The sequence below is a fragment of the Armatimonadota bacterium genome, from assembly GCA_017993055.1.
In the GTDB taxonomy this organism is placed as follows: domain Bacteria; phylum Armatimonadota; class UBA5829; order DTJY01; family DTJY01; genus JAGONM01.
Genome location: JAGONM010000010.1, coordinates 34366 through 47395, shown reverse-complemented (window position 1 = coordinate 47395; position 13030 = coordinate 34366). Strand labels below are relative to the sequence as shown.

Annotated in this window: 9 protein-coding genes; 3 read left to right on the top strand and 6 right to left on the bottom strand. The window is 63.4% G+C overall.

The genetic code is table 11. The features are described from left to right. Positions 1–132: 132 nt before the first annotated feature. The 6 genes from KBC96_05925 to KBC96_05900 all read right to left on the bottom strand — a co-directional run bounded on the left by KBC96_05925 (position 133) and on the right by KBC96_05900 (position 9419). Complete coding sequence (locus KBC96_05925; protein MBP6963929.1) at positions 133–2526, bottom strand: hypothetical protein; 2394 nt, start codon at positions 2524–2526, stop codon at positions 133–135. Further along, complete coding sequence (locus KBC96_05920) at positions 2523–3857, bottom strand: sodium:alanine symporter family protein (protein ID MBP6963928.1); 1335 nt, start codon at positions 3855–3857, stop codon at positions 2523–2525. The genes KBC96_05925 and KBC96_05920 overlap by 4 nt, the downstream gene beginning before the upstream one ends. Positions 3858–4011: 154 nt before the next feature. Further along, complete coding sequence (locus tag KBC96_05915) at positions 4012–6120, bottom strand: Ig-like domain-containing protein (GenBank protein ID MBP6963927.1); 2109 nt, start codon at positions 6118–6120, stop codon at positions 4012–4014. Between the two features lie 141 nt (positions 6121–6261). Next, complete coding sequence (locus tag KBC96_05910) at positions 6262–7299, bottom strand: Gfo/Idh/MocA family oxidoreductase (GenBank protein MBP6963926.1); 1038 nt, start codon at positions 7297–7299, stop codon at positions 6262–6264. 114 nt (positions 7300–7413) lie between these two features. Beyond that, positions 7414–8211 carry a hypothetical protein gene (locus KBC96_05905; GenBank protein MBP6963925.1) on the bottom strand — a complete coding sequence of 266 codons (798 nt, stop codon included), beginning with the start codon at positions 8209–8211 and terminating at the stop codon, positions 7414–7416. A gap of 86 nt (positions 8212–8297) precedes the next feature. Beyond that, a complete protein-coding gene (locus KBC96_05900; GenBank protein ID MBP6963924.1) occupies positions 8298–9419 on the bottom strand; it encodes a DegT/DnrJ/EryC1/StrS family aminotransferase in 1122 nt (373 codons plus the stop codon). A gap of 288 nt (positions 9420–9707) precedes the next feature. Here KBC96_05900 and KBC96_05895 point away from each other — a divergent pair, with 288 nt between their 5' ends. The 3 genes from KBC96_05895 (at position 9708) to KBC96_05885 (ending at position 12833) form a co-directional block, all read left to right on the top strand. Next, the gene (locus KBC96_05895) at positions 9708–10835 is read left to right on the top strand and encodes an ISAs1 family transposase (protein ID MBP6963923.1); all 1128 of its coding nucleotides are present in this window, start codon (positions 9708–9710) and stop codon (positions 10833–10835) included. Between the two features lie 129 nt (positions 10836–10964). Continuing rightward, positions 10965–11912, top strand: a complete 948-nt coding sequence (locus KBC96_05890) for a hypothetical protein (protein ID MBP6963922.1) — start codon at positions 10965–10967, stop codon at positions 11910–11912. 126 nt (positions 11913–12038) lie between these two features. After that, entirely contained in the window at positions 12039–12833 is a 795-nt protein-coding gene (locus tag KBC96_05885) for a hypothetical protein (GenBank protein MBP6963921.1), read from the top strand. Positions 12834–13030: the final 197 nt, after the last annotated feature.

Sequence of the window (13030 nt, the reverse complement as noted above, 5' to 3'; positions counted from 1 at the left end):
CCTCACCCCGTCATGCCGGACTCGATCCGGCATCCATCCGGGGGTCCTGGATCCTGAATCAAGTTCAGGATGACGCGAGCGGGTGCGCGGCGAGTCCCGGCTGTCCCCCTTGCCAAGGGGACCGGCTGCCGGTTACCGTGAGGCCGTCTTGTACACGTGCACCTCGAGCGGTTTGAACTGATCCTGCCACGAGCCGCTCTTCGCCGACAGGGAGCGCGACTCGAAGAGCGCCTCCACCGGGGCCGACGCCGTCACCCCCGGCAGGGAGAACGTCACCGACTGCGCCTCGCCCGAGTGGTTGACCGCGAAGACATACGTCTCGCCCCCGAGCCGCTTCACCATCAGGTCAATCGGCGCGTCCTTAGGCGAGACCTCCGGCTTCACGTCCGCGTTCACCGTGAGCAGGACGGGCGTCAGGTCGTGCATCTCGCCGGCGAGCTTCTTCATGTATGCCCAGTGCTCCGGGTAGTCGCGGATGTAGTACTTCGACGCGGTGTGCGCCCAGTAGATGACCCCCTTCGCGCCGTGGACGAGCGCCAGGTAGGTCATGCAGCGCTCCTCCTCGTTCGTCGGGCGGTGCACCTGGTCCACCTTGCCGGTCTTCCAGACGTTCCAGTCGAAGGCCTGCGGGATCACCCAGACGGGCTTGTCCTTCTCGACGTTCTTCACCGCCCCCGCCACGGAATCGGTGACGAAGGTGACCGGAGCGTGAGGGATCGGGTACGGGTCAATCCACATTATGTCCGTGCACGCGCGGTACTTCGCGGCGGCCCCCGGGCTCATGATGACGAGCGAGCAGGGGTGCTTCGGGTCGGCCTCGCGCACGGTCTGGTATAGCAGGCGCGTCTTGTCCACCGCGCCCTTGCCGATGCCCTCCGGCTCGTCAACGATGTACCAGCCGAGCAGGGCGGGATGGTCCTTCTTGGCGAAGACGTCCTTCCCCGCGTTCGCGAGGGTGTTCTCCACGCCGGCGACGCTGAACGGCGAGGTCGGGTAGACGAAGGCCCTGATGCCGTTCCGATGGGCGGCGTCCATGAGCGGGATGACGGTCTCGTTCGTCAGCGCGTAGAAGACGGTCGTGTTGAACCCGGCCTCGCTCGCTTCGCGAAGCACCGAGTCGTGGTCCGTGCCCCTGCCGTCCTGAAGGGTGTACATGCCGACGGGGAAGTACGGCTTGCCGTCCACGAGCAGGAAGCCGTCCTTGTCGAAGCGCACCGGGGCGTTCGGCTCGAACGGGAAGGCCCGGCTCTTGAGGGCGTAGTAAGTCTTGCCGGCCTGCACGAGGTCCGCCCTGATCCGGTAGTTGCCCGCCGGCCTGCTCGAAAGGTCGAAGCTCGCGGTGACCGGGCCGTTCGTCAGCGGCTTGATCGTGCGCGCGGCGACGGGCTCGTCGGACCCGGCAGCGAGCAGGGAGACCCGCAGCTCGGACGCGGAGGACTGCTCCGCCCCGACATTGACCGAGATCGAGGCCTCGGCCCTCCCGTGGTTCACAGCGTAGAGCCCCTCCTCGAGCGTGAGAGGGGCGGGTACCCCGTAGCGCCTGCCCGCCGAGTACAGGATGTTGCCGTCCGCGTCCTCGACCTGCGCGACGAGCTTCAGCTCGCCGGGGCTCCCGATATCGAGCGCGAACGAGCCGAGCGCCTCACCTCCGCGGCGGACCGACGCGTACTCGGTGTTGCCGATCATGTTCGCGGTGCCGGTGACGTGATAGACGAAGCGGAGCCGCTTGCTCGACCGGGACTTGTTGGCGATCGTGAAATCCGTGGTCTGCTTTCCGATGTACAGCGACTCGGGCAGGGTCAGGCCCACCAGGATGTGGTCGTTGCCCGGCCCGGGCACGACGAGTTCCCGGTAAGTCGCCGGGTTCGCAAACTGGTCCGATGCCGGCGACCAGGAACTGAGTTCGCGCTCGCCCGCGAGGCGCTCCCGGGCAAAGTTGACGCCCATCGTCGGGCTCTCCGAGCGCGTCAGGCCGAGAGCGGAGAGCGGCACTCTGATCTCCGCGTACCACTCACCCTTGCCCAGAGAGGCGGCGGCCGTCCAGTCACCGTTCCAATCGGCGCTCTCCTGCCATGACCCGTCGGACGCCACGGTCCCCGCCGCGTCGTAACGGACTCCCGCGGTGTTGACTATCAGGTGGACGAACCCTTCGCGGTCGTTCGTCGGGTCAATGATCACCTCCACGCAGTCGTCGGTCCAGACCGGCGAGTCGCGCTCCGTCTGCTTCGCGACGATCTGGCCGACGCCGGGCTCCACGCAACGGAAGCCGAAGTAGAGCGCATCTCCGTCGGCGAGCGCCTTGACGAATGTCTGGACCTTCGCCTGCTCACGCGAGTACAGGACCCGGAAATCCGAATACGCCCGCGCCTTCGACCAGGCGGAATCGCTCAGCTTGCCGTCAATGACCGGCGGCTTCGCTGCCCATTGGGCGACCGCGCGGACGGGCGCGACCTCGGCCGCCGCGAGCGTCCCCGCACAGAGTCCTATCAGGCAGACTACGTTGACGATCTTCGAGCAGATGTTCATTTCGACCTCCCGCTGACTGACTCGACTCCGTCACGGCGCATCGTTTCGGCGCATTCGTCGTCAATGCAGCCGTGCCAGAGAAAACGTTTCGTCTCGTCGAGCACCACTCCGCTCAACAGAACGAGCGCGACCAGGTTCGGGATCGCCATCAGCGCGTTGGCGGCGTCGGCGAAATCCCACACCAATTGTAGCTTTACCACGGAACCGACCATCACAAACACCACCCAGGCGATTCGATACGGCCCGATGGACCTCTTGCCGAACAGGTACTCCATCGCGCGCTCGCCGTAGTACGACCACCCGAGTATAGTAGACAGCACGAAGACCGCAAGGCTCAGCGTCAGGATGAACGGGCCGATCGTCGGGATGCAGGCAAACGCCGACCTGGTGAGCGCCGCTCCCTCCGCGCCGGTCTGCCACGCGCCGGTGCTCACGATCACAAGCCCCGTCATCGCGCACACGACGACGGTGTCCCAGAACGTGCCGGTCGAGGAGACCAGCGCCTGCCTGACGGGGTTCTTCGTCTGAGCGGCGGCGGCGACTATCGGCGCGGAGCCGAGGCCGGACTCGTTGGAGAAGAGGCCGCGGGATACCCCGTAACGGATCGTCCGGGCCACGAGTCCGCCGAGGAACCCGCCCGCGACTGCATTGGCCGAGAACGCGGACTTGAAGATGAGCGCGACGGACGGCAGGACGGCATGGTAGTTGGCGGCGAGTATCGTCGCGCAGCCGAGCACGTAGAAGACGACCATGCTCGGCACGAGCGACTCGCACACCCTGGCGATGGACTTGATGCCCCCGAGAATCACCGTGCCGGTAAGCGCGGTCAGGATCGCTCCTGAGACCCAGGGCGAGAGCCGGACGGACTCCGAGAGCAGGTGGGTGAGCGCGTTCGCCTGCACCATGTTGCCGATGCCGAACGCGGCGATCGCCGTGAACACCGAGAACAGCACGGCCAGCCACTTCATCTTCAGCCCGCGCTCGAGCGCGTACATCGGGCCTCCGAGCATCTTCCCGTCGGAGGTCCGCACGCGGTACTTGACGGCCAGCAGGGCCTCCGCATACTTCGTCGAGATGCCGAATACGCCGGTGAGCCACATCCAGAGCACCGCGCCCGGGCCCCCGCCCGCTATCGCCGTCGCCACGCCGATGATGTTCCCGGTGCCGACCGTAGCCGCCATCGCGGTGGCGAGCGCGCCGAAATGGCTCACGTCGCCGTGGCCCTCGTTCGAGCGGGACATCGAGAGCTTGATCGCCAGGGGAACGTATCTCTGGATGAAGCGGAGCCGGACCGTCAGGAAGATGTGCGTCCCGAAAAGGAGCACGAGCATCGGCGGGCCCCACAGGAAGCTGCCGGCCGCCGCGATTGCGTTTTCGATTGCCTGCACGAGCGCCTCCGGAGCGGGCGCGCTGACGATCCTCGAGCGCCTGCTCCAGATTCCATTAGCTCACGGGCGGGGAATATCCTTCAGGCGGGCGCGAGTATCAGGGAGATCCGATCGCGCGCGCGTGGATTACGCGGATGCCGTCCCAGCCCGCCGCGCCGGTGACCGTGACCAGCTCGCCCTCGCTCAACCCGTGGGGCGACACCGTGAACACGGGCACTCCGGGGCCGCCCGACCCGTCGGAGAGCGTGAAGGACGTCGCCAGGGGCCCGGCGCCGACCCTGCCCCACACCGTGACGCTGAGTCCGTCGAGCAGACGGCTGGCGACGCCCCGGACGACCGTGCCGAGCGGGGCGACCTGCGCGGTCCCCGTGACGGCGAGGCTTCGAACCTCAATGAACCGCTCGCCCGCGATGCTCGTCGCCATCCAGCCCCTCAGCGACACCACCGCGCCGTCCGAGGCGGCGGAGATTTCGCCCTGTATCCTCATGCCGGACGACCGATCGGCCTCCTCGACGTACGCGAACGCCGTCCGCTTGAGGTGGACGATCTTGCCCGACAGCGAGACCGATACGCCGTCCGCGACCGCCCGGGCTTCGGAGAGGGTGTCGGCGTCGGCTGCGGTCGAGAACCCCCAGAGGTAGTCTCCCGCGAGCGGGACTCCCTGCGCGTCAGCCGCCCCGGTGGTGATGATCGCGGTGTAGGACGCCCCCGGCGCGAGCGCGGGCGCAGGGACGAACCGGGCGGTTATGCCGTCGGCGCATGAGACGGTCCCCCAGACGGGGACTCCAGCGCCGTCGAGCACTCGGAAGGTGTTCGAGTTGATCGTGGACGGGTCCATCGGCCTGCTGAACGTCGCGGTAACCTCTCCGGACGCGGCCGCGCCGACTTCGTCCGCCGCCGGGGTCGTCGAGACCACCCAGGGAGGGCTGACGCCTCCCGGAGGCGCGGGGAAGAAGACGATGCCGCCGACCGATCCGCCCGCCGTGACGACCACGTCGGTCGCGGAGCCGAAATCGTTCGAGTTCGCCCACCACTGCGGGTCGAGCGCATCCGGGTCGGAAGGCACGAACCTCAGGCGGTATGTCCCCGGGGCGACGTAGCTCATGCGGAAGGCCCGCCCGGCCTCGCAGGTCTTCACCAACGCGCCGGAGAGGTCGTGCAGTTCCACCGTGCCCTCGGCGTCGGTCAGGTTGGCGAGCATCGGCCGGACCAGGCCCGTGATCTCCCCGCGCGACGGGTCGTTCACCACCTTGAGGGGGACTGCCCTCCTCGCGATGCCGCCGCTCGTGGACTCCGCCTCGAAGAGGTACCTGTACTCGCCCGGCTCGCAGCCCTCCACCAGGTTGGCCGTGGCGATGTAGGACATGCCGTTGTTGTAGAGCGCGCTCTCGACGTTGACCAGGGGCGTCGTGCCGAAGTCCAGGGTGCTGAGCGGCGCGTTGGCGGTCGCCTGGAAGACGATCATCTGGTCGCCCTTGTTGGTGATGGGGACGACCTCCGGCGGCAAAGGCTCGGGTTCCAGGCGGATGCCGATGCTCAGGATTCGCGGCGAAGCGGGAATGCTGGCGGTGACGGGGATGCTCTTCGTGTATCCGTCCGGCGCGGCGGCGGTCAAAGTCGTGGCTCCGCTCGCCACGGCGTAGACCCGGAAGCAGTCAGGCCCGTTCGGGAAGACCGTGAGTATGGAGGAACTGCCCGTGCTCAGGGCGACCTCGCCCGCGAGCGCCTCGTGGTAGCCACCCGCGTCAACCCCGCGCACGTAGATATCGGTGAAGTCCTGGGCCGTCGGGTTGAACGCCGCGAGAGGGACCGCCGCTCCCCGGGAATCTCTCGTGTAGAACTCGACGTCGGAGGTCGTCGTCACTTCCAGCCGGAAGCCGACCGACCGGGTGACCGCGCCGGGAGCGCTCGCGCGGACGTACCAGATATACTGCCCAGCGGCGAGACCGGCCGTCTCGATCCGCAGAAGCGAGCCGCCCTCGCGCGTCAGGACCGCGGGAGTGAACGCGAACGTGCCGGGCGGAGTCTGAGGCGCCTGAAGCGTGATCCCGGGGGTGGCGAAGCCGTCGAGGAAGTCCACCCTCACGATCACCTCGGCGGTCTGCCCCATGACGACTCGAACGATGGGGCTGACGAGGCTGAGGGCGTAGTCCGGCGCCGCCGACGCGACCGCGGGCATCAGCAGCAGGGCGATGAGGCTCTTCAAGGCGAATCGCACCATAAGGCATCCCCGTGAGGCGCGCGAGGGCGCCTCCGCCATCGGCGATCACGAGCAGTATCCGCGCATTTCCCGCCGGACACCCCATGGCGAAATCCTACATGACATTGTACCCAGTTGACCGCTAAGTTACTCCTTCGGGAGTATGCGGTCGAGCGTGTCGAGCTCGAGTTCCCGGCTGGGGCCGAGCGGGAGGACGATCCGCCTTCTCTCGGCCGCCGAGCGGATGATCCCGCACATGATCTCCTCGTCCTTGTACGCCTGCTCGCCGTTGCACGGATGCTCCTTCGCGCCGTCGAGGTACTCCGCGATGTCCTGGATGTACGGAGCCTGCTCGGAGTCGCCGTCCCACGTGCCCTCTTCGAGGTCCTCGCGGAACCCGCCGGTCTTCGTGCACGCCCTCCAGCCGCCGCCGACGAAGCACTCGGCGAAGCCTTCCGTACCCTGGACGCTGATCTTGACCTTGCGCCACCAGTACTCGACCTCGGGGGTGTCCGGCGCGAGGCTGCCGACCTCGATGATCCCGCGGACGCCGTTCGCGAACTGCATGAACCCGCTCATGTAGTCGGGCGAGGGATGGTTGTCGGCAAGCTTCTCGCGGCCGTGGACCTGGCCGATCACCCACTCGACGTCGTCCCAGTCGTTGAACCAGCGCATGTAGTCCGCCAGGTGGGTGGTCATGTGCATCATCCAACCGAGGCAGTGGGCGTAGATCGTGTGGATGTGGCCGAGTTCGCCGCTCTCGACGATCTCCTTGACGCGCTTGAACTGGATGTTGTACTTGCGCTGATGGCTCTGGACCGACTTGACGCCTGCGTCATTGAGCAGCCTGCGCATCTCGATGGCTTCGTTCATGTTGGTCGCCATCGGCTTCTCGTACGCGATGAGCTTGACGCCGTTCTCTACGCCGAGCTTGATCAGCGGCAGGCGGACGGCCGGCGGCGTGCAGAAGCAGTAGACGTCGGGCTTGGTCGTCTTCAGCATCTCGGCTGTGTCGGCGAACTGCGGGGGATTGCCGCAGAGCGCGCCGCACTCGTCCATCCGCGCCTGGTCTATATCGTTCAGGCCGACGACCTTGAACCGGCCGTTCCTGGTGAAGTAATCCGCGTGGACCTTCCCACGCTTGCCGCAACCCGTGATTGCGACGGTGTAGATCTTATCAGACATGATTCCTCCGCTGAACTCCTGCGCTTCCTGCCGTACTCGTACTCCTAATCGTACTCGGCATTTAGCGGCCAACCGACTCGCGAGTACGATTACGAGCACGAGTACGAGTAGGATTCAGGATTGTGCTCCCAAGCACTTCTCGAACAGCTCCACATCCTCTCGAAGCATCCCTGGGTTCTGCCCGGTGTAGACTCCCACGCAGACCGCGTCGCCGGGACGCATCGCCTTCGCCGCGTACTCGAACGCCTCTGCGGGGTCGTTCCTCCCGGCCGCCAGGATCTTGTAGTGGATCGCAGGCTTCGAGAGCATCTGAATGAGCCGCGTCATGATCTCCCGATCTTCCGGCAGGAACCACTCCGCCGAGCCGTGAACGTGCTCCGGACGCTCCACCCGGTGCATCGAGTTGTAGTAGCAGCACATGTAGTAATCCACGTCCACGCGCCCCTCCGCCCACTCGATGACCTTCGGGTCGTGCGCCGCGATCCCGGCAGCCATCCCCGCCGAGCGGATCATCTCGATCAGCCCCGGGATCTGCTCCAGGTCGCCGTTCGCCAGGCAGTGGTCCATGTATCCGCCGTGCAGATGGCACGCCACCGCGCCGCCGTCTATCGCCCGCTGGATGCACACCTCGGGCGGTCCCTCAGGCGGGCAGGTCTGCGCGAACCACTGCATCGTGCCGCCGTCGTCCCAGTACTCCCGCATGAAGCGCATCACGTTCATGTCGGTCCGCGCGATGACGGTATTGATCCCCAGCGACTCCGCGTCCAGCAGGAGCGCCCTGATCCGCTCGGGCGTGTACCAGCCGACCATCTGCTGGTCCATCTCGACGCTCTGGTGGCTGAACCCGCTGATCGGGTTCGTCCCCAGGATGAAGCGGCTCACCGTCCGACTGCCGATCCGTATCGTGTCCATTACGCGCCCTCCGATATCCCACTATAGCACGGATGGGGCAGGAGGTCGCCCTCCCGCCCCATCGCGCCTGCCCTGGTCCGACCGACTCAGCCCTGAGACCCGTCCCACTCCAGGACCGCGTCGGCCACGTACTTCGCCTCGTCCCGAGTCAGCTCGGGATAAATCGGCAGGGAGAGCACCCGCGCGGAATGCTTCTCCGTGAGCGGCAGAATCGGCTTCGGGTCGCCGTTTCCGAAGGGGAAGCCTTCCTGCTCGTGTATCGCTATCGGGTAGTTGGTGAGCGCGATTATCCCGCGTTCCTTCAGGAACTCCTGCAGGCCGTCGCGATTCTCGGCCTCCACTACGTACAGGTGGAAGATGTGCCGGTAGCCGGGAGTCCGGTACGGCAGAGTCATGTGCTTCACGCCCGTAAGGAACTCGTCGTAGTCGTTCGCGCGGGCGATTCTCGCGTCGTTGTACTGATCTATCAGCCGCAGCTTCACGCGCAGGACCGCCGCGTGGATTTCATCGAGCCGGCTGTTCCAGCCCGGGCGGTGCTTCGAGCGCTCGACCGAGCCGTGGTTCCTCATGCGGTGGATCGGCTCCACGATGTCGTCGCGGTTCGTGAAGACCGCACCGCCGTCGCCCCAGCACCCCAGGTTCTTCGCGGTGATAAAGCTGGTGCAGACCACATCGCTGTAGTCGCCGAGCTTCCAGGAGTCGCCCGCCGCGCCGAACGCCTGCGCCGAGTCCTCGATCACGAGGAGGTTGTGCTTCTTCGCGATCTCCGCTATCGCGGGCATATCCGCAGGCTGGCCGTAGAGGTGGACCGGCACGATCATCTTCGTCTTCGGTGTGATCTTCTCTTCGATCTTGGAGACGTCAATGTTGCGGGTCTTCGGATCAATCTCCACGAAGACAGGGGTCGCGCCGATGAGCCAGGCGGCCTCCGCGGTGGCGAAGAACGTGTTCGAGGTGGTGATGATCTCGTCGCCGGGCTTGATGCCGAGGGCGAGCATGGCGAACCAGAGCGCGTCGGTGCCGGAGTTCAGCCCGATGGAGTGCTTCATGCCCGTGTAGGCGCAGAGTTCCTTCTCGAACTCCTTGCCCTGGGGCCCGAGGGTGTATACACCGCTCATGAGGACGTCGTGGATCGCCTGATCGAAGTCCTCCTTGTGGTTCAGATACTGCTTTACGTGGCCGTAGAACGGCACTTTGACTTCAGCCATGTAAGACCTCCTATGATGTAAACGATTGCATATTCACGCACAGTCGTCCGGCGTGCGGCATTGCTGAGGGAAATCACGCTCGGCGCTGAATCGTGGTCTCTCGTTGGCGGACACTAGCGTACTACGGCGGCATTATAACACACGGCGCATCGGATGGCAAGAGAAAAGGCCAGACAACCAGGGCGAACGCATCTAGATAGCCTTGGCCGGGCTTTTAGGGCTTACTAGTGGTAGGAACCTGGGTGGTCGGATGCTAACCAGTAAGGTAAACACTTGCTGGAGGTATCCATGGCCGAGTTTGGAGAGTTCATCGAGCACTTCTCGATCCTTCCTGACCCGAGGGTGGACAGGACGAGGAGGCACAACCTGATCGACATTCTGTTCATCGGCGTCTGCACGACCATCTGCGGTGGAGACGGCTTCACGGACATGGAAGACTTCGCCAACGCCAAAGAGGAGTGGCTCAGGAAGTATCTGGAGTTGCCTGGGGGCATACCGAGCCATGATACCTTCCGCCGGGTCTTCTCCGTGATAGACCCTGATGCCTTCAATGCCTGCTTCATGCGTTGGAGTCAGACGCTGCATGAGGCTACGGAGGGTCAGGTAATAGCCTTGGATGGCAAGACGATCCGCCACAGTTTCGACACTGCGAGCGGGCAGCCGGCGCTTCACATCGTAAGCGCGTGGGCGAGCGAGAACGGGGTTGCGCTCGGTCACGTCAAAGTAGACAACAAGAGCAACGAGATCAAGGCGCTCCCGAAACTGCTTGAGATGCTGGATATCAAGGGCAGGACGATAACCATGGATGCCATGGGCTGCCAGAAGGAGCTTGCGGAGCAGATAGTGGACAAGGGCGGGGATTACGTCTTGTGTGTAAAAGGCAACCAGGGAAGTCTTCGCGAGGATGTGGCGTGGTTCTTCGACGAGTGCGAGGACTTCAGAAATGTTGATCATAGCTACTACGAAAGCGTAGAGAAAGACCATGGGCGGATAGAGATCAGGAAGTGCTGGACGGTTGAGGGGGAGGCGAAGTGGCTGGGGTTCGACAAGGAATGGAAAGGACTCAGGACCATGGCGGCTCTCCGGGCTGAGAGGATCATACGAGGTGTAAGCAGCAAGGAGACACGGTACTACATCTCAAGCCTGCCTGGGGACGCAAAGCAAATCGCTCTGGCAGTCAGGGAACACTGGGCGATAGAGAACAGCCTGCACCACGTGCTTGATGTCACCCTGAACGAGGACATGAGCAGAGTGCGCAAGGACAGCGCTCCGGAGAATCTCGCCACCCTCAGACGAATCGCCGTAAACATGGTCAGGAAGGACAAGACACCCATGAAAGGTAGGCCAAGCATCCGCAGGGCAATGAAACGAGCCGCGTATCTCAATGCCTCGCTCGAACATATACTCGTCAGTTAGATGCGTTCGCCCTACCAGACAACCTACGTGACTTGACATTTCCAGCGCCATCTGCTAATCTACAGGAGACTCTAGTTCCTCAGCGGCACTACAGTCTCCTAGAGTCTGTTCTATCAGGAGGGTCTACTCATGCGCTGCTTTGTGACATGCATCGTGATGCTGGCGATTATGGTTGCTTTGGCGACACCCAGTAGTGCCAATGCGGCAGGTAGCTTCTTGGCGGGTTTTCTGCGCGGTTACAGCGACGCGAAGGCTAAGCAAGAGGCTGCCGAGCGGGCCTACCAGCTCGAGGCGGAGCACCTCCGCCTCGAGAGACTTCGTGTGGAACTGGAGCAGGCACGGATATCGCAGCAACGTACTCGGCCGGATGGGATACAGGCGACCACTCCATTCGAGACAGGTTTCGTTCGGAATCCAGAACCGCCACTCTTCGGTGCGGAAGAATCGAATACAGTCATTTCTAATGTAGAGGACGGGCAGTCTTATTGGAGAAGAGTACTCAGAGAGCAGTACGACTTCGACGCCCCTGCAGGCGCGAGCGTTCTAGAGATGATCGAGTTCGAGAGCACACTGGACAAGATCAAGGAAGCGGCAACCCAGGATCGTGGCACTGGACTGGTCGTTCAGCCGCTGTCAGGCTTCAACATAGCACCGGTGGGACAACCTGAGCCTGTACCCATGCGAACTAACAGATACCTCGGTGATCTCTCGTCAAACGAATATGACCCGGAGAGTATTTCAAACCGTTTCGGCTCGTACGGCAACCCCTACGGCAACACTCTAACAAGCCCCTACAGCGAATACGGCTCGGCCTACTCAAGCCACTCATGGCGTAATCCGTACGCAACCGATACGCCTCGAATATACGCCGCTGATGGCACCTACCTGGGGAAGCTCTCCAGCAACAAGTATGACCCTGACAGCATAACTAACCCATATGGAAGGTACGGTTCGCGGTTTGGGAACAACCTGATGAATCCCTACAGCCAATATGGAAGCCGGTACGGCTCGCAGAGTTGGAACAACCCCTATGCAGTTAGTCCACCGAAGGTGTTCGCTGGTTCATCCTACCGATAAGGTGGTCGTGGCCGACAGCGCTATATCGGCTGCCAGGTGGGCGAGGTGGTGATCACAATGATCGATAAATACCAGTGCTGTAGAATGACATCGTTACCGCAGGAGTTTCAAGAAGGAGGTCACAAGGTGACGCGAAGTATTGTTCTACTGCTGTGCATCTCGACGTTGGCGTGCTTGGCCGGATGCGGGGGCGGTGGCGGTTCCGCTACACTGCCGCTGGAGAACGTCACGCGGCAGATGCTGCCCGGCGATCAGTACACGTACGACATCACCGGCACAGCAACAGATGGACTAGAGACAATTGACATCACAGGCACGTGGCAGGACACATGGAGCGCGCAGACAACGGTCGCACCGGACCTGACTGTGTGCCACATCCACCTGAACAACATCACCCTTGCGGCCGAGGGTCTGGCCCCAATTGTCTTTACAGGACGTAGCTACGAGTACCAAGACGCGGCGGGTTGTGTGTGGGATTACGGCGGAGACGACGATGACGGCGTCTTCTGGGTAGACGTCCCGCTGGCTGGAAGGGATCTCCGCATTCCCAGCCCGATGTACAACGGCACGAGTTGGGGGGGTTACTGCCACTACACGAATGGCAAGTCGAGTAATAACGCTTACGTGGTTGTCGGTACCGAGACGATCTCCGTACCGGCAGGGAGGTTCGAGACGTTCAGAATCACCTCCAGTGGCAGCTTCTCCGGCTACCCGGCCATCGGCATGTACTGGTACGCTCCACATCTCAGCACTGCTGTAAAACAGGAACTACAGGTTTCCTTTACCGACGAGGGCTTCACCATGAACCTCACAATGGTGTTGACCGGGAGGACTCGCTCGGCGGCTGTTTCGGCGGATGTGCGAGCGCATTCAGAGCAGGTCGACTTGGGTGAATGGATGAAGCAGTTGTTCGAGAATTAAGATTCGATGAGACAGGGCGTCCAGATCTCTCCCCAGCCCTCTGTGCCTGGGCAGGGGGTTTGGATGGCGTCCCCCGGTCATCTCCGATGAGATATGGTAGCGTGGTGTGATCGCTTGGCACAATCCGGAGTGGAGCTTGGAAAGAAGAGGCATGGAATCGCTTCATATCCGCGGGTAGGATGGTGTTTGTGGACAGT